Origin of the sequence: Glaciimonas immobilis, from assembly GCF_011947285.1 — a bacterium.
Classification (GTDB): Bacteria; Pseudomonadota; Gammaproteobacteria; order Burkholderiales; family Burkholderiaceae_D; genus Glaciimonas; species Glaciimonas immobilis.
In genome coordinates this window covers 336,285-362,811 of sequence record NZ_JAAOZT010000002.1, presented here as the reverse complement: position 1 = coordinate 362,811, position 26,527 = coordinate 336,285, and the positions used below count along the sequence as shown (strand labels likewise).

14 protein-coding genes and 1 tRNA gene are annotated in these 26,527 nt (G+C 52.6%); 3 read left to right on the top strand and 12 right to left on the bottom strand.

The annotated features are described in order from the left end of the window. Window positions 1-6: 6 nt before the first annotated feature. Together HAV38_RS03885 and HAV38_RS03880 are read right to left on the bottom strand one after the other, a co-directional pair. Window positions 7-9,306, bottom strand: coding sequence for a hemagglutinin repeat-containing protein (locus tag HAV38_RS03885; protein WP_168052573.1), 9,300 nt, complete (start codon window positions 9,304-9,306; stop codon window positions 7-9). A gap of 86 nt (window positions 9,307-9,392) precedes the next feature. Further along, window positions 9,393-11,174 (bottom strand): ShlB/FhaC/HecB family hemolysin secretion/activation protein, encoded by a 1,782-nt coding sequence (locus HAV38_RS03880; protein WP_168052571.1) that lies wholly within the window; start codon window positions 11,172-11,174, stop codon window positions 9,393-9,395. 704 nt (window positions 11,175-11,878) lie between these two features. On the opposite strand from HAV38_RS03880, the gene HAV38_RS03875 reads away from it, so the two are divergent. After that, window positions 11,879-13,321 (top strand): catalase, encoded by a 1,443-nt coding sequence (locus tag HAV38_RS03875; protein ID WP_168052569.1) that lies wholly within the window; start codon window positions 11,879-11,881, stop codon window positions 13,319-13,321. A 400-nt stretch (window positions 13,322-13,721) separates the two neighbouring features. Here HAV38_RS03875 and HAV38_RS03870 read toward each other — a convergent pair. From HAV38_RS03870 to HAV38_RS03855, 4 genes are all read right to left on the bottom strand, one after another. Continuing rightward, a tRNA-Gly gene (locus HAV38_RS03870) sits at window positions 13,722-13,797 on the bottom strand. 484 nt (window positions 13,798-14,281) lie between these two features. Further along, window positions 14,282-15,604 (bottom strand): Nramp family divalent metal transporter, encoded by a 1,323-nt coding sequence (locus HAV38_RS03865; protein WP_168052567.1) that lies wholly within the window; start codon window positions 15,602-15,604, stop codon window positions 14,282-14,284. A gap of 267 nt (window positions 15,605-15,871) precedes the next feature. Beyond that, entirely contained in the window at window positions 15,872-17,137 is a 1,266-nt protein-coding gene (locus HAV38_RS03860) for an EAL domain-containing response regulator (RefSeq protein WP_168052565.1), read from the bottom strand. A gap of 336 nt (window positions 17,138-17,473) precedes the next feature. Beyond that, window positions 17,474-19,291, bottom strand: a complete 1,818-nt coding sequence (locus tag HAV38_RS03855) for a collagen-like triple helix repeat-containing protein (protein ID WP_168052563.1) — start codon at window positions 19,289-19,291, stop codon at window positions 17,474-17,476. Window positions 19,292-19,989: 698 nt separating this feature from the next. Between HAV38_RS03855 and HAV38_RS03850 the strand changes: the two genes are divergently transcribed. Beyond that, window positions 19,990-20,424: a MarR family winged helix-turn-helix transcriptional regulator gene (locus HAV38_RS03850; RefSeq protein WP_168052561.1), complete on the top strand. Its 435-nt coding sequence runs from the start codon at window positions 19,990-19,992 to the stop codon at window positions 20,422-20,424. A 6-nt stretch (window positions 20,425-20,430) separates the two neighbouring features. Then, on the top strand, window positions 20,431-21,735 hold the full coding sequence (locus HAV38_RS03845) for an MFS transporter (RefSeq protein WP_168052559.1): 1,305 nt from the start codon (window positions 20,431-20,433) through the stop codon (window positions 21,733-21,735). A 73-nt stretch (window positions 21,736-21,808) separates the two neighbouring features. Here the strand turns inward: HAV38_RS03845 and mdcH are convergent, their stop codons facing one another. The 6 genes from mdcH to HAV38_RS03815 all read right to left on the bottom strand — a co-directional run bounded on the left by mdcH (window position 21,809) and on the right by HAV38_RS03815 (window position 26,516). Beyond that, entirely contained in the window at window positions 21,809-22,738 is a 930-nt protein-coding gene (mdcH, locus tag HAV38_RS03840; RefSeq protein WP_168052557.1) for a malonate decarboxylase subunit epsilon, read from the bottom strand. Then, the gene (locus HAV38_RS03835; RefSeq protein WP_168052555.1) at window positions 22,735-23,424 is read right to left on the bottom strand and encodes a malonate decarboxylase holo-ACP synthase; all 690 of its coding nucleotides are present in this window, start codon (window positions 23,422-23,424) and stop codon (window positions 22,735-22,737) included. Before HAV38_RS03835 ends, mdcH begins: the two co-directional genes overlap by 4 nt. 70 nt (window positions 23,425-23,494) lie before the next feature. Further along, a complete protein-coding gene (gene madM, locus HAV38_RS03830) occupies window positions 23,495-24,262 on the bottom strand; it encodes a malonate transporter subunit MadM (protein ID WP_168052553.1) in 768 nt (255 codons plus the stop codon). Window positions 24,263-24,271: 9 nt separating this feature from the next. Beyond that, window positions 24,272-24,670, bottom strand: coding sequence for a malonate transporter subunit MadL (madL, locus tag HAV38_RS03825; protein ID WP_168052551.1), 399 nt, complete (start codon window positions 24,668-24,670; stop codon window positions 24,272-24,274). Window positions 24,671-24,777: 107 nt separating this feature from the next. Then, window positions 24,778-25,668, bottom strand: coding sequence for a biotin-independent malonate decarboxylase subunit gamma (mdcE, locus tag HAV38_RS03820; RefSeq protein ID WP_168052549.1), 891 nt, complete (start codon window positions 25,666-25,668; stop codon window positions 24,778-24,780). Continuing rightward, entirely contained in the window at window positions 25,665-26,516 is an 852-nt protein-coding gene (locus HAV38_RS03815; protein WP_168052548.1) for a biotin-independent malonate decarboxylase subunit beta, read from the bottom strand. Before HAV38_RS03815 ends, mdcE begins: the two co-directional genes overlap by 4 nt. Between the last annotated feature and the right edge of the window lie 11 nt (window positions 26,517-26,527).

Below are 26,527 nucleotides of genomic sequence, written 5' to 3'. Positions count from 1 at the left end.
CGCGACTCACTCTTTCTCTCCCGGCTTGTTTGGTCTATGTTGTTGCCTATTCGCAAGGGCTTGCCATCCGCCACCCAAATCTACTAAAGCGACAATACGAGTTGCAATAACTTTGGTCAATCCATAAACACGTTGCAAATATTGTTGAGCTGCAAGCTGGGCCGCAGCGCTCACCACAGCGTTTTCTGTTTTGCCATCTCGATAGCTGGAGCTAACAGAAGCGATAGTTTCAACAACATTGGCTATCGCTCCGGCCGTCCCTACCGGATTAACAATCGTCACCACTGTCGCCGCCGTGCCAATATCATCCAATATCTTCTTATCCAACGCCTTCACATAAGCCGCCGTCCCCGGGTCCGACATATCCAGATTTTGCCCACCACAACCCGCAGAAGCACGCGGACAAGGGAAATATTTCGGCGCGTGCATTTTGCCGTCGACTAAAATCTGTTGCGCATAACGGCCCTCATCATCCAGCGGCAAGTTGGTTGCCGGATCACGTTTACTGTTATTCTCACCGGGCATTTCCGGCTTCCTGATCGGTGCCTTAATGATCACACCGGAAATTTCTTTATCGACGTAACCGCTGTTGATATACGGTGAATTTTTTTGATCATTGGTCGCATAGAATAAAAATTGTCCCTTACCGATAGACAGGTCTGGATTGGTCGCAGAATATTCCGACTGCAACGTATGCAAGAACGCTTCTGCCTTGTCGGAATACGGCACGTCGTAATCAAGATTGTAATCCACCAGATTTTGCGCAGTGTTCGCCAGCATTGCCATAGCACCTTGAACTTGTTCTGCGGTCGGATTATCGGTGTTGTACATTTCTTTCGCAAAACGACTGGCGTTCTGTTTAATCAGGGCCGTTTCTGTCGGATGTAATGCGCGGTTGTTAGCATCGGCATTTTTTCCCATCATGCCACCCATCCCGGCACTGTCCTTACCACCCGCCAATGCCCCCGAAGCCGCGCCCACCAGCGTGGCCCCCAGCCCCATCATTTCATTGTAGGCTGTCAGTCCTTCTTTGGTACTGATGTCATACCCATGCGTGAGCAGATAGTCGCTGATCAGCGGCGACAGCGCTTCTACGCTGATGCCTGACGCAATGCCGCCCGCGGCGCTGCTGCCGCCGAGCCTGGCCTCAATCAGGCCGACGATGCCGTGCATCGCGATCTTTTGTGGCGAGCCGTCCGGGAATCCGGCTTTCTGTGCGATGTCGCCGACCATGCCGTTTAATGCAGCGCCAGCGAGGTCAGCGGCGCGCTGGTTTTCTTGTGCGCGTTGTTGTTCGGCTTGCAGGTTTTGTGCTTGCTGCAGGGTCAGTGTGTTGCTGAGGGTATCATTGGCGGTGGTTGCGTCACGGGTGGTCAGCGTGTCGGCTGTGGCCTGACTTTGCGCATCTTGCGTTGCATCGCCGCTGCCGGTAAGGATGATTTTAGCGGGGCTGATCACGCTGTTGGTGTGGCTGTGTTGATCGCTGTCTTTCGGCATGCCGGCACCGCTGTTGAGATTGCCGATCACGTTGGCGGCGATGTTGCTGGCGACGCCGTTGGTGGAGAAGCCTGCGCTGAAGCTGTTTGATCGGGTGTGTTCGCTGTTGGTCAGGTCAGTGCTGGTCAAGCTGGCGGTGCGCAGTGTGTTTTTCTCTTTCTCCGCGGTGCTGGTGAGCGCGCCGCCTTGCAAATCGGTGTTGCCTTTGACGGTGAGATCAAAGCCACCGTTGCCTGCGGCGATGCCGCTTTGCCCGACCGCACTGCGATAGTTGTGATCAACGGTTTGTCGGGCGTAGTTGACGCTGCCAGTGAGCATGCTGCCGATACAGATTGGCGGAATACAGAGGCTGAGACTGAAGCCGCCGTTTTCTTGTTTGCTGTCGTAATTGTTCTGGTCTTGCAACGTCATGATGGTGAGATTGCCGCCAATGGTAGCTTTGATTTTATCTGCGGCTAATTGGGCACCAATCAGGTTGGTGTCGCCACCGCTGTTAATGGTGAGATGGTTGGTCGCGGTAATTTGGGTGTTGTCGAACGTCGTTTCACTGCCGTTGGCGTGGCCTTTGGACAGCGATGCGCCGAGCTGGAAGCTGAGGCCGGTTTGTTGACCGTTAGCGCCTAAGGTGGCACCGATGCCGACGTTTGAGCCGCTATTGGAGGACGTTAAGTCGGCGGTATTTTTAGCGGCCAGTAAATTGATATTCTTAGCTGCATCGAGCGTGATGTTCCGGGCTTGCAGTTTGGCACCTTGCATCGTGATGTCGCCTTCGCGGGCGGTGACGGTAATGGCGTCGGCCTGCACGGTGGTGCCGCGGGACTGGGTGGCGCGGTTGCTGCTGTCCTGCTGGCTTTGACTGCTACCGAGGTTGACGCTGACGCCGAAGCCGCCGCCTTCGGTTTGTGCATTCGCGTCCAGCGATTCGGTGGTGGTTTGGCTGAGTTGTCCGCCGCTGACCAACTGGTAGGCATCGTAACCGGCCTTGAGTTGCAATGCGCCTTTGAGCCGGTCGTTGCTGGTGTGCTGACTCTCGGTAATTTTATCGCCGATGCCGGTAATGGCGCCACCGATGGCCCCGGTGAGACTGCTGCCGAGCGTGACACTGTGGGTTTCGGCATGGGACTGGCTGTTGCTGGCATTCTGGATGGCTTGCAGATCGACCGCGTTAGCGGCGATAGTGAGCTGGTTTTTAGCGAGCAATTCTGCGCCTTGGGTGGTGATGTTTCCCTGGCCGGTGCCGTTGTATTGTGCATCTAATCCCGCTTGCAGATTCAGGTTGCCGGCGTTGGCAGAAATTAAGCTGGTGCTGTGGCTGGTGGCGGTGCCGTCGGTGTTTTGTGCGGCGTTGGTTTTGCTGAAATTGGTAAAGCGACCATTGACGCCACCGAGGATGCCGATACTGGTGCCGCTTTGGTGGCTGTCGGTGTGCAGGGTGTCAGTGTTGGCGGCGGCCAGCACATTGATGTTGCGCCCGGCGTAGATGCCGACGTCCTGATCGGCGGCGATCACGCTGGCGGTGATGGTGGCGTCGCGACCGCTGATCAGGTTGACATTGGCACCGTTGATGTCGCTGCCGCTGTGCTGGATGCCGGTGAAGTTTTGGGTCTGATCTTGCGCTGTGTTGCTGTGGTTAATTCCGGTCATCAGGTCGGCGGAAAAACCGGCCTGCTGTTCTTTTGTGACGTAGCTGCCGCTACTGGTGTTGTGGGCGCTGACGATCGTCAGATCGCGGCCGCTATTGATGGTGACGTCGCCGATGGCGCTGACGTGGCTGCCTTGGATGGTGGCATCACGACCGCTGACGATAGCGATACGGTTGCCCGTTAAACTGCTGCCGATGCTTTGATCGCTGTGACCGGCATCGTTGATGTCGATGCTTTCAGAGGATAGGAATCCGCTGGAGGCCATGTGGGTATGGATGTCATGGCTGCTTTGCTGGCTGCCACTAAGCACATTCACATCGCGCCCGGCAGCGAGCGTCAGCGCCTGATCGGCGTGGATCGTGGCGGCGGTGGCGGTAATATCCCGGTCTGCTGCCATGGTCAGGTTGCCGCCGATAGTGAGAGTGCTGCCGACGCTGGTGCTTTGCTGCGTGTTGTTATGGCCGTTGCTGCCCACATCTACGCGTGCGCTGTCGCTGGTGGTGACGGTGCCGATGTTCAGGTTATTTCCCGCCACAAGTGCGGCGTCACCAGTGGCGGCGATGTATGCGCCTTGCAGATTGATGTCATGCCCTGCTTGCATCGACAACTGATCAGCCCTGATGGTGGCTACCTGCGTAATGCCGGTATGGTCTCCGGTGATGCCGGTGATCTGTTCGACTTCGCTGATCATAGTGAGATTGTTACCTGCCAGCATGCCGACGCGCTTGCCGCGGATGGTGCCGCTGCTGGTGAGGTCGTTTTGTGCGGTGAGTACTACTTGCCCATCTTTACCGCTGGCGAGCATGGTGCCGCGATTGTCGATGTTGGTCGCGTTGACGATCAGGCGGGTATTGCCTTGCAGTGTACCGGCGTTGTGCAGATTACCGTAAGATAAATCCATCGTGTCGGCACTGATGAGCGCACCGGTGGGACGCGCTTCGGCTGCATTGCCTTTGGCTAAGTAGACGACCGGTGCGAATACTTGTTGGTTGCTGCCGTCTGGGAGTGTCACCGTTTGATTGACTAGCCAGACAATGTCAGCCGTTAAACTGGCTATTTGTGCCGCAGTTAAGGCGGTACCCGGTGTTAATGCGAATTGCTGAGCGAAGGTGATGCCGTTGTTCATCAGCGCTTCGTATTGCTGTTCATTGGTGGTGTTGCCCAATAACCGTTTGCCGGTAAGTTGGGTAATTTGATCATTGATCAATTTTTGTTCGTAGTAACCATCTCCCAGGCGCTTTTGGATCGCCATTGGATTCAAGCCGAGACGCCCCAGCATATAGTCGCTGGAGATGAATGTCTTATAGTTGGTGAAGGCCGGATCGGTTTCGATCAGCGGTCTGCCGGGTAATGTTTGTATCACAAATAGTTGATTGGTCGGCAGTCTTAAATTGGGAATCGCCTGACCTGGCCTGGCCACAGTGTGCGGGTTGCCAGCGGTGCCAGTGTTGCTGCCAGCAGAGCCTTCGGCAGTATCGACGGTTTGTCCAGTGCCAGTTAACTGCTGGCCGGATTGATTACCGCTTAATTGCGCCGCATTGCCACCGGACACCAGGTTGCCACCTGCGCCGTGGCCGATGGCAGGATTACTCAACCGGGCAGGTTGTGCATCACCTTGCCATATCGAGAGCGCGACATTTGCCCCCGGCAGAACGGTGTTAATGGCAGTAAACTTGCTCCATTGGTCGCAGGTTTTACGTCCCCCAAAACCGCAGCTTTTGGTTTGGTGATAGACCGTACCGAAGCGCTCAGTCTGCGCACCGCCATTGGGCGTGCCGACCTGGGTGATGGTGGTTTTACCTTGTGGAATGGTGTTGTATAGATAATCGCCGGTCCCGCCTAAACCGAGTCCGGCGACGATGGCGCTGGCTTGATTGTTGACTGTGCCGACGTTCAACAGCATATTGCCGTTGGCGTACAGTTGTCCCGGATCGGTGGCAATAACCTGATCTTGCATCGACGTTTGCGTGTACTTTTGTTGCCAGAAATTACGGAAAGTTGCACCATCGGGCGTGTGCAAGATCGTATAGTGACCATTATTGCTCAGATAAGCACCTTCGGCAGCTGTAATCCAATGGACGCCATCAGTCGAAAACCGTTTTACCTGTAGCGTTGCGATGTGCACTGGCGCGGTGGCAAAGGTCGGATTGAGGTTATTGAAGGTATTGGCATTGAGCGTGAAGTTGCCGCCAGCGTCGATCGTCGCTTGCGTATTGGTGACGACGTCGGCCCTGCCCGCGGCCTGATCATTACCATCCAGGCCGCCGCCGATAGCGATGTTGCCCAGACTGGTCATCAACGCATGCTCTTGATTGGTGATGGTGTGTGCGCCTATTTGCAGATCGTTACGGGCAGCGATGACCGCGTCTTTAGCGTTCAATAATGTGTTGGCACCCAAGGCCATATCGTCGCCGTAAATCCGACCTTGATTAATCAGATTATTTTTTGCAGTGACGACGCTGTGAGCAGAATTGATCAATGCGCCATAGTTATTAGTGATGTCACTTGCGGTTAAGCGCAGAGCGTTTTGTGAGGAAAGTGTGCCAGCATTAGTGAACAGACCGCTGGTGGTAAAACGTAGCACATTGTTGGCAGAATAGGTGTTGCCAGCGGTGTTGGTGTAATCGCCTTGCAGATTAATCGTGGCGTCCTGTCCGGCAATGATTTTGCCTTCGCCAATGAGCGTATTGGCATTGACTGATACATCCTTGTCAGACCCGATATTTCCTGCGGTGTTGGTGACGTTAGCGCTAGTCTCCAACACGATATTGCCACTAGCGCCAGCGGTGTTGCTAATTTGACCGGAAGTGTTATCGAGACTGGCGAGCGTTAACAGTATGTCACCTGCGGCACTTACTTTACCTTCGGCATTATTCAAGGTCAGGCTGGTTTGTTCGACGCTCAGATGACGTGCGGCAAACATGCTGCCATGGCGATTGTCGAGGGTATGCGTGATCGCGGCATTGAGATCACGCGCTGCGATCACCTGACCTTGTTGCGTGTTGCTGAACGTGGTGCCAATGATCGTGACATCACCGTTGCCGCCAATGGTACCGGCGTCATTAACGATGCTGCTGCCACTATCGATCGTCGTGTCGCCAGTGCCACTGTTGGCAATGCGTCCACCGCTATTATCAATGCTGGCACCGGCAATGGTTAACGTTGCCCCGGCACCGCTGGCTTCGATCAGACCATGGTGATTGTTCACTGCATTGCTGGCTGTAGCATCGATAGAACCATCGCTTTGGATGATGCCATCGTTATTCGTTAATGTGCCGTTGGTATTGAGGGTGAGATTTTGCTTGCTATAAAAAGTACCTGCGGTATTGTTGATATTGGCAGCGTGAATATGGGCATCCCCTGCGCTGCCGATCAATCCTCCGGCGGTATTCGTTAAACCTTGTTGCAAGTAAATCGTTAAGGCCAAGGGACCTAGATTCTGAATCGTGCCGCCCGCGTTGTGCAGGCTGTTCGCATTGATCGCCAGTCCCTTGTGAAGCGCCTCCATTTTGGCGTTGGTATTGTTGACGACACCGGCCGCATGTAGGGCGAGCCTGTCTCCGCTTAGATAGCCTTTACGGTTATCGATATCGCCGACGGTAGCCGTCACGGTCGTCGCACCTTGTCCAAACAGTCTACCGCGCTGATTATTGATGTTCGCGGCGATCACGCTGGTCGCGCCATTCGAACCGATCGTGCCGCCCTGATTTTGAAGCGCGCCAGCACCCACAGCAATCTGCAATTGACCTGTACCGGCTAGCGAAATAGTGCCGCCACGATTGTTCAACCGTTGCGGTGTCAGGGTCAGATCAGTGCTGTTAGTCTGGATTAATCCGCCATCGCTATTGTCGAGCGTATCGGCCACATCGATAACGCTGGCATCGTTACCGAATTGCGCGATGTGCCCTTGCTGGTTGGATAAATTAGTGGCGTGAAGAATGAGTTGACCAGCATGGATCTTACCGCTGTTATTGTTCAGCTGCGCAACGGTGGCGTTGATCCTGGCTGCATTGAGTGTGCCATGCGCGTTATTTAACGCGGCAGTCTGTACCGTGAGGACGTGCGCGGCGGCGATGCGCCCGCCGTCGTTATTGAGTTGGTGCCCAACGTTGGCCAATAAGCTCTTGCCAGCAGTGATGCTGCCGCTGTTGATCGCGTTTGCGGCAACTAGCGTGAGATCGCCATTGCTACCAATCACGCCACCTTGTGCGCCTTCGGCGGAGGTTCCAGCGCTATTGGTCAATAAACCGCGTACGTCCAACGCTAAGCCGCTGGTATCCAACGAGGTGATACGACCAGCGCTATTGTCGAGATTTGTGGCACTTACGGCTAACGCGTTGCCAGCTTGTATGCTGCCCTGTGCATTGTGCAGGTCGCCCGAGAGGTTGAGCGTCACACTGTGATTAGCGGCGATGTTGCCGCTGTGGTTGTCCACATTCACCGCATTGAGGCGCAGTTCTCCATTGGTTGCCAGACGGCCAGCGACGTTGTTAAAATCACCGGTATTGATCGCAAATGCGCCGTTACCTGCATGAATCAGTTGGCCGGCATTATTGTGCACGCTGCCTGCTTGCACAGTGAAATGATGCGCGTTGGTAGCAATGGTGCCGGATGTATTGACAAGTGCGCCATCGATCGTGATGCTGGTGTCACTGGCGCCAGATTGGGTGATACTGCCCCCGACGTTAGACAGCGCAGCGGAGTGGCTGATCAGCTGTGCGGTATTGATGACGCCGGAATCGTTGATGACAACGCCGGACGCATGAATTGTTGCGCTACCACTTGCTTGCAGAGTGCCGCCAGTATGTTGAATATTGCCTGCAGTGGACGTGAGTGTGACATCCGCGTTGGCGCTGGTATGTGCGCCAGTTAAGTCGATGCGCGCACCGGTCATACTGACGTTGCTACCAGCGGTATTCTGGCCGGTTGCTATTAAGCTGTCATCGGCGCTTAAGACGATACTGCCGACTTGTGTGGCTTGACCATTCGCATCAATACCTGCTGCCAGTACACCGGTCGAATTGATGCCGGACGCATTTAGGTCTAAATCACCTTGTGCGGCTAGGGTTCCGCTGTTGGTGACGATTCCTGCGCTGTCAATCTGCGCATGTCGGGCGTAGATCGTGCCCGTATTGCTAACGTCATCGCTACTATGTAGCGCGAATTGTCCGCCAGCATTGGTTTTGCCGTGGAGGGTCACTTTGCCATTTGCATCAAGGCTAAAATCGCCGCTTGATGCCATATCGCCATAGGTTCTGATGCCGACGCCTGCTTCGGTGCCGACTAATTTAATCTTGTTGGCATACAGACCGCCAAGCAGAGAGGTATCAATCGCAATTGTCGGTTGATCGCCCGTACCTTGAATGACTTCGATGCCGGTCATGTCGGGCGTCACGACATTCGCCCCGGTGACGATACCAAGATTGCTGGCGTGGATTTGTGCGTTAGCGATCAGGGAACGACTGATGAGCGACAGGCTATCGTTTGGCAACGCGTTGATGCCCGCGCCATCGACCGCGATATTGCCGCGGGTGACGCGATAAGCGGCCAGACTGCCTGCGCCGCCGAATTGCGGAACCCCGGTCGTAAGCGTGACATGGCCACCGTTGATCACGCCGAATCCATTGACGGACAGCCCGTTCGGATTGGCGATAATGACGTCGGCGCGCTGGCCCGCCACTTCAATATAACCGTTAAGATTACTCCGGGAAACACCCACGGTTTCATTCAGAATCACTTTGGCGCCAGTGTTGATCTGGGCGTTACCCTGAATGAATCCGGACAGTGTGGTGTTGACCGATGTGGGACTATTGTTCAGTATCACGCCGTGGCTATCGACATTGAAATCGGTATACCGATTATGACTGAGGCCGACAGCGTTAGGCTGGACAATTTGCACTACCGGCACGCCATTGGCAGCGCGGTCTATGATCGGCGCCGGCCCGCCATTTTTATAGGCAATCGTCTGCGCATGCAGCATCGTCACCTGACCGAACGCCGCTGCAATCAGAACACTAATGATGGAAAAACGCAGCAATGAAAAGGTCGATCCTGCGGGGGCATTGTTACCAACTGAACTTTTACCCCGGCCCGGGGTGCTGTCGGCTACCGCAATGAAATTACCAGAGGCATGACTGAAAATGGTGCGATAAAAATGCTTATTCATGTTTCAAATCCTGTACACAAATCCGCAGGGGATCTGCCAATAAGAGGTAAAGACTGCATGGATTGAGAATTTTTAAAATTGACTATTTAATATTGATACGTCAGGTTAAAACCAAACGCTGGTCTAGCCGTCTTAAACTGCGCAGGCTTGTATAAAGACCACCCAGCGAATAAATCATACGTAAATCCCTGGTACCCACCACGCACGCCGACCGCGGTTCCAGCCAGCGTGTCGCCGACTAAGTACTGAACCGATGGTCCATACACCTTACCGAGGTCAACGGCGATATACGCCGCCTGCGCAGAGCGGGCAATTGGTAGATTGAGTTCATTGCGGAGATAAAATCCGCGCTCAGCGGTTAACGTTAGTTCGCCATCAAAGCCGCGCACCGTGTAGCGGCCTCCAATCGAAAACTGATCGGTCGTGTAGAGTTGCGAGCGGGTATTTTGACCCCGGAAGGTGGCGACGTAGCTGAGAGGTTGCGACGCAATCTGAAATGGCACAGCGAGGGTCGCGTCGATGGTTTGCAGCGTGTACGTAAAGGTTGGATAGTCGGACGGACGCGCTTCAGGATTGCCCATGCCACCGAAAGCAGATGATCCCCAACGATTGGCTAGCGTGACATCAAGCTGGGCATTGCCGAGATAATGCGTATGCACCCATCCGAGTTCTACAAATGAGGTATTGCGCTTTTGAACGCCAATCTCGACATCGTCTATTAAAGTATTACTCCAACGCTTACCGACTTTGAGTTGCCAGCTATTTTTTTGCGATGCGTTGCGCTGGAATTGTTGGGCAACTTTAAACTCAAGATTTTTCGATTTACCACTGGAGATATAGTCTTCGTTATTGCCAGCGATTTTTTGATGATAGGTGTAATCGCTGGCAGAAAGGGCATAGTTCCAATATCCCATCGGCACCGCGTAATACACGCTATGGCCGCCCGTACCGCGATTATTGCCTTGATGATCAGTATCGGAACTCATCCCGAGATTAAAAATGTCGGAGAACCCTAGCATATTATTTACGCCAAGATTTAGGCCGCCTTGATAATGTCCCGTGCCTCTTGCGCCGCTGTCATCAAAATTGGCGGATAAGGTGTACGGCTTAGTGCGTTTGACCTCTAACATCACGTCGCTTTCGCCCAGTGCATCGGCTGGAACGATTTGCATACTCACATCCTGATTAGGGACACGCTTCAATTGTTCCAGGCCTTGTTCAAGATCGCGCAAATTGAGCAATTGACCCGCGCCCGTCGGAAACGCATTCCGTGGGGTGCCATGCAACGCCGCATCGGCAAAGCGGATGGTGTGGATAACGCCCGGTACCAACGTCAGGGTTAGCACACCTGTTGATAAATCCTGTTCAGGAATGCCAACCCGCGTGGTGCTGTAACCCTTTTGCATAATGCGATTAGTCAGGCGCTGCACGACGAGATTCATGCCCTGCTGACCGATACATTTGCCACTGTACTGATGCAGGAAGTCCTGTGCGAAACGGAAGGGATCGAAAGCCAGATTACTTGCGCCTGCAATGCGGACGGCGGGCGATATCTGCAATGGGACTGCCAAAACGAATTGGTGAATCTTAAAACAAGGGGATTCAACCGGTAGCGTGAGTGAATTGACGTCTTCTACAGAGACCGTGACTGCAGGTATTGGCAACGCAATATTCGGTGCGTGCAATTGGCGTGCGCGCTCAGCCGCCTCAGCTTGGCTGCGCTGACGCAGTTCTTCGCTGGCGGGGGTTTGGACAGTTTGACTATTTGCAGAGGAAAAAACACCTGCTAATAGCGAGAGCAAAGTGACTGTATGTGCAAGAACGACTAACGATTGAGGACGATGTGCGAGGTAAATATTTTTGTGCATGCGCTATCTTGTAGTTGGCTTCAGGTACAACGAGAATGCATATGCCCGATGGATATACGTGGGAATTTGCATGTCGTCTGCCAAAAAACCGTTTTTAACACACCCTTCCTGAAATGCCTTCAAAATCGCTCTTTCGAAATACAAAGACTAGTGAATTACTTATGAGTGTGATTTGAAACCGGTGTTATCGGCACCAATCTAATATAATTTTTGCAACATGCCGCTGAGGGCTGCCTGGCGTTGCAATAGCATCTAATCCACCAGAAATGCACACGGTAGATCAGGCGCGATCCGAACCTTCGGTAAGCTGGCGCGTCGCGCTGCTCCGGCTGAAAAAATGGGATCTGAACGGTAACGCGGTCCATCCCTGCATCTACAATCTCGAAAAAAACTCCGGCCGGAGCCGCTACCCCCAGCTAGTAAATTTGCCTCATGCTCACGGGGTTCAACTGTTTGCTAGCTGGCCTGTACACTATTCATGCCACGGAGCAACGTTTAAGCTAAGCATTGCTGCTCTTGATGACCGTATTGGCATGTCGCGTAATGACGCCGCTTCTCGGGCTACTCAACACACTAAATCGAGGCCAAAAAATAAAATCATAAAAACTATTGAATCAGTAAATTTAATTAATTTTACCTATTATTAATTATGAGCAATACTCCCTGTCAGAGAATTCTCTCTTCCCGCACTTCAAAGGAATCGCATGAATAAGCTAACAACTGCAGCCGGTGCACCAGTCCCCGACAATCAAAATATCCAGACTGCCGGACCGCGCGGACCAGCCTTATTACAAGATGTATGGTTTCTAGAAAAACTCGCTCACTTTGACCGGGAAGTCATCCCAGAGCGTCGCATGCATGCAAAAGGTTCGGGCGCTTTCGGCACTTTTACCGTCACGCATGACATCACCAAATATACCAAGGCGAAAATATTTTCTGCGGTAGGTAAGAAAACCGAAATGTTTGCGCGCTTTTCGACCGTCGCTGGAGAGCGCGGAGCCGCTGATGCAGAGCGCGATATCCGCGGTTTTTCACTAAAATTTTATACCGAAGAAGGCAATTGGGATCTGGTCGGCAATAACACTCCGGTGTTCTTCCTGCGTGATCCGATGAAGTTTCCAGACCTGAATCGCGCCGTCAAACGGGATCCAAAAACCAACATGCGTAGCGCCGACAACAATTGGGACTTCTGGACCCTGTTGCCGGAAGCATTGCATCAGGTCACCATTGTCATGAGTGATCGTGGCTTGCCGCGTTCCTACCGCCACATGCATGGCTTCGGCAGTCATACATTCAGTTTTATCAACGCAAAAAACGAGCGTAACTGGGTCAAGTTTACATTTAAGACCATGCAAGGTATTGAGAACCTGACCGATGCTGAAGGGTCCGCCTTAGTTGGGAATGATCGTGAAAGTGCGCAACGCGATTTGCTCGAAAGCATCGAGAAAAAAGACTTCCCAAGCTGGAAATTATTTGTCCAGATTATGCCGGAAAAAGACGCTGGTTCTTATCACATCAATCCTTTTGATTTGACTAAAGTCTGGCCGCGTAAAGACTATCCGCTGATCGAAGTCGGTGTAATGGAATTGAATCGCAATCCGGAAAACTATTTTGCCGATGTTGAGCAAGCGGCGTTTTCTCCTGCTAATGTCGTGCCGGGTATCAGCTTCTCAGCGGACAAGATGTTGCAAGGCCGTTTGTTCTCGTATGGCGATGCGCAGCGCTATCGTCTGGGCGTCAATCACCACCAGATTCCGGTGAATGCGCCAAGATGTCCGGTCAATAGTTATCACCGTGATGGCGCAATGCGCGTCGACAGCAATGCCGGCAGCACAATTGGCTACGAACCGAACAGTAAGGGTGCATGGCAAGAACAGCCAGACTTTTCGGAGCCGCCACTCGCGCTGGAAGGCGCAGCGGATCATTGGAATCACCGCGTGGATGACGATTATTACTCGCAACCGCGGGCGTTGTTCCAACTAATGACGCCAGCGCAACAGCAGGTGTTATTCGATAATACGGCGAGATCGGTCGGCGGCGCATCCAAAGAAATCCAGGCACGTCATATCGCAAACTGTACCAAAGCAGACGCTGCATATGGTGCAGGTGTCGCTAAGGCATTGGGCTTACTCGCTAATAATAAGTAAGTAGAAAAGTTAGCGTCGTTTTACGCGACAACCGTAAAAATACGACCTGACTAAGTCCGTTCGGTGTAAGTAGATGCAACGCATCGTGTTGAAAAATCTCCGAAATGGGAGTCTTCTTCGATACGCCCTAAAGGCTACTTATTCCGTACAGCCGATGCATATTGAGTAGGGGGATGCTTTGAAAACCAGTTTTGGTAACTGTCCTCAATATCACAAGCAGTGGTCGGTGGAAAGCAACGTCGCACCAGACTATCTGCCTGTTTTCGATAACCCGCCCGTATCAGCCAAACGCGGGTATAGCAGGGAGAAGTTACAGGTTGGAGAATTGGGAAATTAAAAAAATGTAGAAACAAAAAGTAGAATACAAAAAAGGAAGCCTTGTGGGCTTCCTTTTTATTTTTGGAGCGGGAGAAGAGGCTCGAACTCTCGACCTATACCTTGGCAAGGTATCGCTCTACCAACTGAGCTACTCCCGCGTTATCTTTGCTAACCGATACAGGAGGAGATTCCCGAAATCCAAACCTATCTGGAGAGTGACCTCGGCGAAAGGTGAATCTACTCTTGTATCGGCTATGCTTTACACAAAACCTGCAAAAAACATTTGAAGCCAACTAACGAAGGACCGAAGTATAGCAGTGCTGTATCAAACGTGCAATGGTTAATTTAAAAATCTTTCACCTTTATCATTTAAGCGACTAAACGATGGTGTGACTGCAACGCAACCTCTGAACGATAAAAGAATTATCCCATCAAACTATCGACAAAATCAACCTAAAAAATAAATTACTAAAACTATAACGACCATGTAAACCTGTCATGGTTTTAGTTTTTGCAGGCTTACCAGTCCTTACCTTTTGGCAAAGGCTGCTAAAAGCGCCGCTTGCCCAGTGGACTAATACCAAACCAGCCGGGTTATTTCGCAAGGAAAGTCCTTACATCGCTACACTACATTGCCACAATTTACTGCAAACCAAACGCCTGCAACACTAACCACAGGTTAGCGGCGGAAATCACGACGAACAAACCCCAGGACAATACGGACGTCGTCGTCGTGTTAGCAAAAATCCCCATCAAATCACGGCGACCAGTCAGTTTTATTAACGGGTACATCGCAAACGGCAATTGGAGACTGAGGACCACCTGACTCATGATTAACAGTCGCCCTACTGAATGTTCGCCAAAGATAATCACGCCAATCAACGCCGGTACCAGCGCAAGACTGCGTGTGATCAGGCGGCGCTGCCAGCACGGTATTTTTATTTTTAGAAAACCGTCCATAATCACCTGACCCGCAATGGTGCCGGTAAATGTGGAGCTTTGACCTGAGGCTAACAGCGCCACACCAAACAAAATCCCGGCCGCCGCAGTGCCCGCGATAGGATCAAGCAAATGGAACGCCTCATCAATCTCAACCGCAACAGGAGCGGCGACATTGTGAAACGCTGCGCCCGCTAACACCAGAATCGCGACATTAATAATCAGTGCTACCGTCAGCGCAAATATCGTATCCAGCCGCGAAAACCTGATCGCCTGTTGACGGCTCCGGTCGTTGTTTTCCACCACGCGGGTCTGCACAATAGAGGAATGTAAATAAAGATTGTGCGGCATGATGGTCGCACCCAGAATCCCTATGGCGAGATAAAACGGTTCTTGCCCGGCCAGCGCTTTTAAGGATGGGATCGCTCCGGCGGCGACTGCGGCCCAATCCGGCTTAACAAACAGCAACTCCGCAAACAGACAGACGGTAATCGTAAGAATCAGACCGAGAATTATCGCTTCAACCTGGCGAAAGCCTTTTCCTTTGAGACCGAGCACAATAATGGTATCGAAGGCGGTGAGTAAAACCCCCGTCACCAGCGATACGCCGAACAGCAGTTTGAATGCAAGCGCACTCCCCAGCACCTCCGCCACGTCGCAGGCAATAATGGATATCTCTGCAAAAAACCATAGCGTCTTGCCCGTGCGTGGACTGTATTGTTCGCGGCAATGCACCGCCAGATCTTTTTGGGTAGCAATCCCTAGCCGCATACTCAGGCACTGCAATACAATCGCCGCGATGCTTGACAGAATCACAACAAACAACAGGCTATACCCAAACTGTGATCCGGCCTGAATGTCAGTAGCCCAATTGCCGGGGTCCATGTAGCCGATTGAAATTAACAGTCCAGGACCGGCAAAGCGCATTACTTTGCGCCACAGCGGCGCACCGGAGGGAACAGCTACGGTGCCGACGACCTCAGAAGGACAAAACGGCGCAGTGGCCGTCGTAGGTAATCCAAACATAATTCTTTCGTTACATCATGCTGTTTTAGGATCAAACCGACTAATGCCGCCATGGCTGCAGAAGGCGATTAAATAATTCACCGCTAGTGTAACGGGTTTATCTCACTTGAATGTTTATACGGCCAACGCGAAACGCCACCGCTACGTGTGACTTTCCTTGCCGCGGTAAGCGTGCCCTCGACAATTGTTAAATCCAGCATTGGCACCAAAAAGTCTGGCCAGGCGCGGTGGATAAACGCTGTCGCCCGATTACGATCCCGCGCTATTTTAGCGCGGAATATATTGAGAGGGGGTAAAGCGTGCCTCCGCCCCGCTCAGCGGGACCGATTGTTGGGCCGATAACCAACGCATCAGATCGTCGCCCGCCATTGGTTGTGCCAGATGATATCCCTGCCCGAGATCGAAGCCCAGTTGCTGGAAAAACACTGCGTCGCTTTCTGTTTCAATACCTTCTACCACGGTCTGAAGATCGAGATTTCTTGCAAGGCTGACGATCGCATTGAGTATAACAACCGATCGCTTGTTGTTACGTGCTGCGGCGACAAATGACTGATCTATCTTGATTTCACTGAAGGGTATTTGGCTTAATAGCTGCAATGATGAATATCCCGTGCCAAAATCATCCAGGGACAGGCCGAAGCCATGCATGTGCAAGCGGGTGGCAGATTCCAGCAGACTTTTGTAGTCTTTTGGAAGGGCAGTTTCTGTGATCTCAATCTTGATGCGTTCGGGGCTGACATTGTGCTCTTTTACAATGCCTAACCATTGGTTAGGAATTGCACTCTTTTCCAATGTCAATGGCGAGGCATTGAAGGAGATGCTGATTTCGGGCCGCGCCGAATACCATTTTTTGGTGCAATCCAGCACATTGTGTAAAAGTTCTACAGTCAGCCAATCAATGAGACCTGCCGACTCCATTAAAGGAATGAATTGCGAGGGTGAAATCATGCCCTGGTCCGGGTGCATCCAACGCGCCAGCACTTCGACGCCAATTGGCTTACGGGTCAAAAAATCCAGCTTAGGCTGAAAATACGGCACGAACTGTCCGCGTTGTAGCGCGGTACTTAAATCTGCTATCGTCCAGCACTGAAATGGCAACCTCTTACGAAAGACGTATTTGGCCTTCGGCTTGTTGGATGCTGTCGCTATAAGATTTTTCAAACGCAAAAAATCGATAGGTTTTGTGAGGCGCCCTGCCAGCCTGAGACCATAATTAAGTACAATTTCTTCTGCGGCGCTGAGGAAGTCGTCTTCAAGCGCAGTGGCAATTATCACGCGACCGATGCGCGCGCGCGGAGCGCAGCGCAGAAATTCAAAGCCGTCCATCACGTCCATGCGCAGGTCGCAGATCGTGAAATCGAATAGATGCGCATTAGTTTCAAGCAGCAATAGAGCCTGTTGCCCGTTGGCAGCTTCGGCGATGTGAGCAACTCCCATTACTTTCAAATACATTACAAGCGTCTTGCGCAGGCTGTCGCTGCTTTCCAGAACTAGTATTTTGAGATGAGAAAAAATGCTATCAGGAATCCTCATAGGCCAGCATTCGACCAAGCATGCGCGGCGGATATCGGACTGCTAAAATTTTGCAGCGGATGAATCAACGTCGCTTGAAGCGACCAGTTGTATTCTGCAGCGAGACTTCGAGGTTGTTTGATCATTACATTAGAAAAATAAGTAGATTCTTATTCGACCAGAGAAATGGTCCGAAGTGATTAACATCACCAAAGTTAATCTCGGATCGCCATCTCAAAAAAATAGGATCAAAGTTGATATTATTAAAGTATTCATGCAGCGTATTTCTCCACCGACCGCAAAAAAACCCAATGTAGCGAGGGTTTTTTTTGCGTTTTAACTTCGTTTTAACGTCGATTATTTCACGGGCAGACCCGCAGTTAAACCTGTCAGAAGTGCTGTCACCGAAGTTACAGGACCTCCAACTGGGGTAGTAGCCGTTGCACTATTCACAGCACTAGTCAAACCACTGATAGCAGTAATAACAGGCGCGAACGAAGGCGTACCGGGGGCGGCTGGTAACAGACCGGTTACCGACGACAACGAAGGAACACCTGGCGCGGCTGGCAAGCCAGTTGGCAAACCACCCAATAGACCAGTCAATGACGGCAACGAAGGAGCACCCGGCGCAGTTGGCAAGCCACCCAGCAGACCGGTCAATGACGGCAACGAAGGAGCACCTGGCGCAGTTGGCAAGCCACCCAACAGACCAGTCAATGACGGCAACGAAGGAGCACCCGGCGCAGTTGGCAAGCCACCCAACAGACCAGTCAATGACGGCAACGAAGGAGCACCCGGCGCAGTTGGCAAGCCACCCAACAGACCAGTCAATGACGGCAACGAAGGAGCACCTGGCGCAGCAGGCAAGCCACCCGAAGTACCAGTCAGTTCGCTGAGCAAACTAGTCGGCGAACCTAAAGGATTGGTGCCGGTGCCAGAGGTCCCGCCCAGTCCAGCCAAGGGTCCGGTAGTGCCGTTACCCAATAGCGGTTGCGTGCTATTAGTCAAACTAGTAGTGCCGAGTCCTGCAACGGTGTTGCCCACCGCTGCAACGACGCCACTTAAAGCGGCGGCGCCTGGAGCCGGCGTGCCACCTAATTGCGTGCTACCACCAACGATCGCGCTACCCACTGTGGTGAATAGCTTATTCGCTGGCACATCGATTCCGGTTGTGTTACCAACCGTTTGCGTCAAAGTGTTAGCCGTGCTGGTTAATGGCACAATCAAAGTACTAGTTGTCATCGTGATCTGCTGGACCGGACCCGTAGTCAGTGCCGTTGTTAATGAGGGCGCTAACTGACTAATAGTGCTGCCTGTTGCACTGACCAAAGCACCGACCGGTGCAGTGATTGGCGCTAATGGTGCAAGTTGACCGGCACCTAAACCGCTGACCAGTTGGCCTGCGCTGTTCACGGTATCGCCGACATTGCCGACCGCAGCACCAGTACTGCCAACGGTTGTGCCAACTGGATTTGTTGTAGAACCAATTTGGCCAATACCACTAGTGACGCCACCGCCCACGGTAGTTAGAACGGCGCCGCTGTTTGTCAAGACGCCAGCCAAACCGGCATTTGCACTGGTCGGGAAAGGTGATTGACTAATTATTGGGGACCCGATGGCGCTTACTGCAGCGCCAACACCTGACACGACGGTACCAGTATTTGAGATCAAATTAGTAATAGATGCGGGACCGGCTGGTGTTGTGCCGCCACCTGAGCCCGCCGGACCCGTTAGGCCGGTAGCGCCAATAGCACCCGTCAACCCCGTAAGGCCTGTGGCACCTGCAGCACCGATTGCACCAGTAGCACCAGTAAGGCCAGTAGCGCCGGCAGCACCAGTAATGCCCGCAGTGCCCGGAGCACCGGTTGCGCCTGTAAGACCAGTTGCGCCGGCAACGCCTGGGACACCGGTAGCGCCAGCGGCGCCAGTTGCACCCGTAGCACCGGCTGGGCCTGTAGCGCCCGTAGAACCGGTGGCGCCGGTGGCACCAGTTGAACCGGTTCCACCAGTTGCGCCCGTACCACCAGTTGCGCCCGTTGCTCCTGTCCCGCCCGCGCCAGTCGCGCCATCCGTGGTCGCTGTGGGTGTAGCCGTTGCTGTTGCGGGGCCAGTTTCGTGGCCTAATGTGCCATTACCAGCGCAGCCGGATAACATCGCAGTGAACAATAATGACACGACGGCGATACTTCTTTTATGTGAGGTTTTGATGGTGGTTCTCCAGTTTCAATAATGCAGAAAGAGCCTGCTCTGGACTCCATAACGCAAATATCATGCCGGAAATAAATTCAATCAAAACAATTACTCGTTACGATAAAAAAAGACAAAAATTTTTACATAAATTTGTTTAAAATCAAAGACTTACAATATTAGACGAATATACATACATATTTTAAAAAGGAATTAAATTTGTATGCCACGCCGTAACATGTAACGTAACGTCTGGGTTACATTGCTAAAACTCGCCACCAGAAAAGCATTAAAGTCATACTCTGGAAGGGGCTGAATATAGCAACAAATATACAATTAAAGTCAGTTAAATAAGGCGTGTCGACACGTATATAAAGCGCTGGTCTGTACTCGCTCCATGTAACTGCTACATAACCCATATAACTCATATAACCCGAGTTAGGAAATAGTCTTCCAGATTTCGCTTACCTGCCGACTACTACCCACTTTTCGGATAGAGTTTGCGCTCATCATACTTTGCACCGTCACGTCTACCCAATCCCGCTTACCCATAATTATCTCTTCTTCATATTAAGTCTCTAGTCAGCGACAATCAAACGTTTAGCTTGACCAGGATCTCTTAACTATCTATATTCTGCATATGCATCCATGCATATGCAGACAACGACACGTAAACGGAAGGCAACATGCAAATTCAATGCACCTGCTCAAAGCTTCGCCAATTAACCCGCAAAATGACGGTCATCTACGATCATCATCTTGCGGCCAATGCACTGACGATTGGGCAGTATTCATTAATAGCGCGTATCGGCAAATCTGGCCCGATTGGCGTCATTCCACTGGCGATCAATATGGGGATGGATCGCAGCACCATGAGTCGGGCACTGAAGCCGCTTATTAGCGCGGGCTGGGTACAAACGGTCGATTTGCCGCTGGCGATGCTAACTGATAAGCGCTCGTTCGGCGTCACGCTTACCCCCGAAGGAACGAGCAAGTGGAAAGAGTCCATGCAAAGCTGGAACAAAGCGCAGGAAGAAGTCACAGCAATATTAGGCGACGAAAATCATCAGACGTTACTGCGCCTGATCGATGATGCTAATGATAAATTCCAATACTCTTGATATTATATGAACAACACTATACAAGCCATTATGTTACGCACACGCTTTAGCTATGTGTGGATTGTGGTTGGCATCACTTTTTTGGTACTACTTGCTGCCGCAGGAATCCGCGCTACACCTTCGGTCATGATATTGCCGCTCGAACATGAGTTCGGCTGGACCGTTACTACCATTTCTTTTGTTATCTCGGTCAATATTGCGCTATACGGGTTGATCGGCCCGTTTTCTGCAGCAGCGATGCAACGCTATGGCATTCGTCCCATTGTATTGGGCGCTCTGGTATTGCTCGCGGTCGGCACCGCCCTGAGTACCTTTATGACGATGCCGTGGCACATGGTATTGGCGTGGGGTATTTTGGTTGGCGCAGGGAGTGGCGTTGCTGCTAACACGCTAGCCGCAACCATCGTCAGCCGCTGGTTTGAGACCCGGCGCGGTCTGGCGATGGGTTTGTTGACGGCCAGTTCAGCCACCGGGCAAATGGTATTTTTGCCGTTGATGGCGTATATGGTCGAGCATTTCGGCTGGCGTTCGGTCGCGATATTAGTCGCCACGGTTGCCGCCATAGCAATCCCTTTGGTGGCGATATTCTTGCCTGAGCGTCCACAAGATATCGGCCTGAAACGGTATGGTCAGCTTGAAGAACTTCCCCATGAAAACACCGCCACATTAAAAAACCCCCTCTCAATTGCTTTCGATGCATTACGCAAGGTGGTCAAGGTCCGTGATTTCTGGCTATTGTTTTTTAGTTTTTTTATTTGCGGCATGAGCACCAATGGTTATATCGGCTCGCATTTCATTGCGATGTGCGGCGACTACGGTATTACGGCAGTGGGCGGTGCCAGCATACTTGCCATGATGGGATTGCTAGACTTGGTAGGAACCACTATGTCGGGCTGGTTATCGGACCGATTCAATCCTCGCGTGCTGCTGTTCTGGTACTACAGTTTGCGTGGTATAGCGCTGATCTTTTTGCCCCATGCGTTTGGTCTTAGTTATTATGGCTTGCCGATCTTTGCCATATTTTATGGTCTGGACTGGATTGCCACCGTTCCGCCAACTGTCCGTCTGGCCAATGACGTCTTCGGCAGACTCGCCGCGCCTATCGTATTTGGCTGGATCGTCGCCGGACATCAATTGGGTGCGGCGACCGCCACGATGCTTGCCGGGACTTTGCGCAATAGTTTAGGTACTTACACGGCGTCGTCGATGATGATGGGTGCAGCTTGTCTGATAGCCGGAGTGCTGGTGTTAAAAATTAAGGGGCAACGGATTGACGGCGGTTTAATTACACCCACTCCTGCTACAGCGTAAAGCAATCGATAAGCTCATCAAGAAGCTTATTAATTAACGAGCTTATTAATTAACAAGCTTATTAATTAACACGTCAACGATTTTGCTCGCGACTGATCAATGCCAGTAAAGTATCGAGACGATTGTTGTCGCTAGCAATCGCCAGACCCTCGGCAAATAAGGGCGCGGTGAGGTTAGTCAGGACAGTCCCGCTTGGCATCTCAACTGCCAGTCGGGCACCGCGCTCCCAGGCCAGCCTGACGGTTTCTGACCAGTGCACTTGCGTTGCCATATTATTTGCCAGGTCGGTAGCAATCAGTTGGGGGGCGAATAGTGCACGCGTGGCACTGGCACTCAGATACGATCTGACCGGACGCGTGACCGTTATCGTAGAAAACGCGTCTTGCATCTCGAGCGCTGAAGCGTCAAATAGTTCACAGTGTGACGGAACATTAACCGCCAACCGCACGACCTGGGTCGCACCGGAAGCCAATGCGGTTGTCATCACATTCTGCATCGCGTCTTCGGCACCTGAAACGACAATTTGGCGTGGCCCGTTCAAATTTGCCAGATACACCGGTGTGGCCGTTGAATGGACTGTCGCGATAATGGCGGCGAGTTGATACCGATCCAGGCCATTGATCGCCGCCATCCCATAACCTTGCGGATAGGCGTTTTCCATCAATCGCCCGCGCCGCTGCACCAAACGCACCGCATCGGCGTAATCCAGCGCACCAGCAATCACTGCCGCCGGGTACGCACCTATCGATAACCCCGCGACCATGTCCGGCGCGGCGTTACTTGCGATCAGGACTCGCGCCATAGCAACGCCAGCAATCAACAGACAAAGTTGCACCGCATAAGTGGAAGTGAGTGCCGCGGCGGTATCAAGCAGCAACGGGTCGACGCCGAGAATACTGCCGGCTTGCTGCAACGTATGCAGTACTTCAGGCGTTTGTGGCAGCGTATGCAACATGCCCGGACGTTGTGCGCCCTGCCCGGGAAACGTAAATAAAACGCTCATCGGATTGGGCGAAAAGGGGGTTGATGAATTTTGGCCCACGGATCGGCAGTCAGGATCGGACCGGTGTTGGTTTTCAGTAAAACCGAGTTCCGACCGCTGACCCACTCTGCAAACGCAAACCCGCCATTGCCGGTGTCGATCTGCATATCAATCCGACATAAATGAGAAACAAGTAATGTTTTCAATAATTTCACCGTTGCAAGAGGCAGAGGAGAGCTGGCGCGCACAACAAGATCCAAATCGCTCGCATCATGCAAAACCGGCAAGCCACTTGCCAGCGCGAAGCCAACGCTGCCGGTCGGTCCCCAACACAAACCCATCGTGTTAAGCAGCGGTGCAATATTCACCAGTGCCTGAACGGCGGGAAATACATCGTACTGCCCGTGTAATTTCCACGCTTCTGCACTCACCAAAAATTCTGGTGGCACGCAGTGCGCTACGGCGTTGACGGACAACAATGCCTTGAAGCGTTCGCTGCGCGTTTGGCCGCGCAGCCCGACCGGTAACCATTGCGCATCATCAACCTGCTCGCGACGCATCACGACAGGCGCGGCAACCAGCCACTCAGGACTTGCCCAAGCTGGCAATGGCAGTTCTGAAATCAAACTTTCGACGTCCGTAATCCATAATAAGTCATGCGGACGTAGAACCGTTTCTATCGCATCGTGAGGACGGTATTTATACATCAAAGAGCCTTATAGGCGTCTGCGATCAATAAAGAAGGGGAAGCAAAACGCTGCCCCGTCGTCAGATATCCTAACCGCCCATTATCGCTTTTGTAGCAAAATACAATAACGATGGTCCGAGCAGGCAACCGATGCCGGTATGAAATGTCGCTACCAGAGCGCCATAGGGGACGAGTCGCCGATCGGTTGCTGCCAGCCCGGCTGAGACGCCACTGACAGTGCCCGCAAGGCCACCGAATACCATTGCAGATCGCGGTGTTTTAAGGCCGAGAAAGCGCGCGGCGATAGGCGTTCCTACCATGACCATGATGGCCTTGAGTAATCCGGTGGCAATGCTCAAGGCCATCACGTCGGAACTCGCACCGATCGCAGCGCCCGTAACAGGGCCAACGATATAGGTCACCGCGCCTGCACCAATAGTGGTCATGCTGACCGCGTCAGAATAACCGAAAGCATACGCGACGCTGGCACCGACGATGAACGGCACCAGTGTGCCCAGCAACAATGAAACCACACCAATCATTCCTGCCCTGCGGGCCTCAGTGGCCTGGACCTCAAATGCAGTCGCGACGATAGCAAAGTCGCGCAACATGGCGCCACCCATCAAGCCGATTCCACCAAAAAGGGAAATGTCCGCCAGGCCTTTTTGCCCGCCGGTGTGAATACCGCCCCAATAGGCCAGCACCAAGCCAATCAAAATCGCAAACGCCGATCCATGCACGCGTCCGAAAGTCAGCTTGCGGGAGATGAAGCCAGAGAACATGACGATGATGCCAACTACTGCAAACGCTGTAATCAAGCCATTTTGCTGTAAGGCTTTTTGAAAAATTTCTAACATGATGTCCCCTTAAGCCACTGTAACTGGTTCAATTGCAAATGGATCGCTATCGGTCTTAGGTTCCATCCGATTGATCACCGCAATAAAGCATGCACAGAGCGCGACTGCGCCAAATGCAGCGATTAATGCTACCGGACCGCCGCGCAAGGCGGCGACCACATTCTGTTGTGCGGCCATCGCCACTACGACAGGGATGTACATAGCGGCCCAAAATCCTACTCCCGCCTCGGTGGGCTTAGGTAGCAACCCGCGCGGTTGCATATATAGTCGGGCAAAAATCAACAGCAACATGGCGATACCGACGCCCCCGACGTTCGTTTTAACGCCAATCATGTGACCCAGCACATCGCCGAGAAAAATGCCGAGAAGGTGGCAGATGGCCAGTAGAGCAGTTCCATAGATAATCATGTTTGTCTCCTAAATATTTTTAGTAATTTAAATATCAGCTTCAGTATTGATCTGAATTAACTGGACGTATTGACCTGAATTTACAGACAATATTTTTTAATCGAATTTCACTTATGCATACCGGTGTCTGCTCCCAGTTCCGCACGGTCCTCCTTCCATTGGGTGCGCAACATCTCGCGCACTTTTGCTGAGGCTTGTCGGTTTTTTGCACCTAGCCTGCCACTAAGATCACGCGCAGTATCGGTAGCAATGCTGTCGAACGCCGCTTGCAGGCTCTCGCGCACTATCTGGACTTCGCTGGCGGGTGGATTGCCAGGATGTTGCAGCGTCAGGCTTCGCCACAGCAACCCCAGCGATGCATAACTCTTGATGTCATACGCCATCGGCGCAATCCGGGCAGCAAACGCCTCCATCGCCTCCTCGGAGCGCAGAGTAATTCTTGCGGCAGAAGCCTTGCCCATTGCATGCACCATGACCTCTGGATCGTCGATAGCAATTAACCGATTGGCCTGGTAACCGTGCGCCAGAAACGCGCCAGACATGGCCTTGCCAACGATCAAACCGATAACTGGATGTCCTGCAAGTCGGGCGCTGGCGTAAGCGCCTGCCGCACCCGCTAACGCCTGATGTATGCCATAGGCTTCTTCACGTCGACCATAGGCCTGACTGGCCACATCGATCACCGCAACGATGGGCGTTTTGACGTCTCGATCACGGTCGGAATCAATAAGCTCCTGCACCGCACGCGCGAGTTGCCATCCTTCCACTAATCCGACCTCGCCGTTACGCGCCCGAGGAAATCGATTTTGCGGGTCGGGGATGACGGCTATATAGCGCGCGGGCTGTCCGGCAAGTTCAGCATCTGCCACCAACACCGATGCAGCGTAACCGGGATTTACTGGTGCGCTTACCGATCCGTTACTTGTCAGCTTGTTAAACCAGATCGCACCACGGCTCGGTTGCCTTGATTCTCTTTCTGAATCTAAATCTGCGTTCATAGTGACAATCCTTTTTGATAAATAGCGCGTACCGCCTCTGGCGTCGCCTGCACACTGGCATCGACCTCGGCCAGCGCGGCAAGAAATTCCGGATACCGATCACTGCGCTCTTTAACGGGCAATCCACGTTGAATAAATGCGCGCACGGTGTCGCGCATCAGTGCGCTGTCGTCTTCAATGTAAGCATCGGCCAGACCGGTGCGGTGACGTTGCTCACCGCCGGTAAAACTCCAGATAAACGGTCTGTCGCGCGCGTCATATTCGGCGATCCCGGCTTCCTGCTCAATCACAGCGGGGCCATTCAGCCCTATCCGCGCATCTTGTGTCACGACCACGTAGCTGCATAAGGCGGCGGCAATCGACATTCCGCCAAAGCAACCTACTGTACCCGCAGAAATCCCGATTACCGGCTGATAGCGACGCAGATCGACAATGGCTGAATGAATATCGGCAATCGCCGCCAAGCCCAGATTAGCTTCCTGCAAACGCACGCCGCCAGTTTCAAACAGGATCACGGCACCCGTCGGAATACCGTTGCGATTGTCTTCTGCCGCCAACTCCAGCGCACCAGCGATTTTGGCACCGCCTACTTCACCGAGGCTACCACCCTGAAACGCGCCTTCAATAGCCAGCACCAGATAGGGTTGCCCGTCGAAAGTGCCCTTCGCTACTACGACGCCATCGTCCGACTGAGTCACTACGCCTTGCATTGCCAGCCAGGGAGAAATCATGCGATCAAACGGGCCGATCAATTCGCGCATCGATCCGGTATCAAGCAACGCACGCGCCCGGCTGCGCGCTGTCAGCTCGATAAAACTGTCACGCTTAAGTAATTGTTGTATGTTCATTTGAGGCTTAC

Bases quoted from the DNA above. Each gene is read 5' to 3' on its own strand.
- mdcH (WP_168052557.1), bottom strand. From the start codon at position 22,738: ATGAGCGTTTTATTTACGTTTCCCGGGCAGGGCGCACAACGTCCGGGC.
- HAV38_RS03885 (WP_168052573.1), bottom strand. From the start codon at position 9,306: ATGAATAAGCATTTTTATCGCACCATTTTCAGTCATGCCTCTGGTAAT.
- HAV38_RS03880 (WP_168052571.1), bottom strand. From the start codon at position 11,174: ATGCACAAAAATATTTACCTCGCACATCGTCCTCAATCGTTAGTCGTT.
- HAV38_RS03875 (WP_168052569.1), top strand. From the start codon at position 11,879: ATGAATAAGCTAACAACTGCAGCCGGTGCACCAGTCCCCGACAATCAA.
- madL (WP_168052551.1), bottom strand. From the start codon at position 24,670: ATGATTATCTATGGAACTGCTCTACTGGCCATCTGCCACCTTCTCGGC.
- madM (WP_168052553.1), bottom strand. From the start codon at position 24,262: ATGTTAGAAATTTTTCAAAAAGCCTTACAGCAAAATGGCTTGATTACA.
- HAV38_RS03865 (WP_168052567.1), bottom strand. From the start codon at position 15,604: ATGTTTGGATTACCTACGACGGCCACTGCGCCGTTTTGTCCTTCTGAG.
- HAV38_RS03860 (WP_168052565.1), bottom strand. From the start codon at position 17,137: ATGAGGATTCCTGATAGCATTTTTTCTCATCTCAAAATACTAGTTCTG.
- HAV38_RS03835 (WP_168052555.1), bottom strand. From the start codon at position 23,424: ATGTATAAATACCGTCCTCACGATGCGATAGAAACGGTTCTACGTCCG.
- HAV38_RS03845 (WP_168052559.1), top strand. From the start codon at position 20,431: ATGAACAACACTATACAAGCCATTATGTTACGCACACGCTTTAGCTAT.
- HAV38_RS03815 (WP_168052548.1), bottom strand. From the start codon at position 26,516: ATGAACATACAACAATTACTTAAGCGTGACAGTTTTATCGAGCTGACA.
- mdcE (WP_168052549.1), bottom strand. From the start codon at position 25,668: ATGAACGCAGATTTAGATTCAGAAAGAGAATCAAGGCAACCGAGCCGT.
- HAV38_RS03850 (WP_168052561.1), top strand. From the start codon at position 19,990: ATGCAAATTCAATGCACCTGCTCAAAGCTTCGCCAATTAACCCGCAAA.